Raw genomic sequence first — 258 nt, 5'->3', positions numbered from 1 at the left:
GCGCCGCCCCAAGCAGCCCTTCACCCTGCCGCTGTCGGCGATGCTGGCACCGGGCAGCCCGCTCCTGGAGACGGTCCGGGAGCTCCTGTCCCCGGCCCGGCTGGTCCTGGGCGGCAAGGTCCGTGCCGACCGCGTGCAGAAACTCCTCACCCGCCACCAGGAACGCCCCTCGCACCACGACGCCCAGGCGCTCTGGGCCCTGGCGGTCCACGAACTGTGGACGGAGGTGGTCCAGGGCATGCGAATCCCGGCCGGCTG

At 73.6% G+C, this 258-nt stretch carries 1 protein-coding gene; it reads left to right on the top strand.

Annotation, left to right across the window (positions count from 1 at the left end):
* Positions 1-258, top strand: a 258-nt coding sequence (locus AOK00_RS39705) for an asparagine synthase-related protein (RefSeq protein ID WP_254047419.1), incomplete at both ends; no start/stop codon positions are given.

The organism is Streptomyces aureus (assembly GCF_001418135.1).
GTDB lineage: Bacteria > Actinomycetota > Actinomycetes > Streptomycetales > Streptomycetaceae > Streptomyces > Streptomyces aureus_A.
This window is presented reverse-complemented; position numbering and strand designations above follow the sequence as displayed.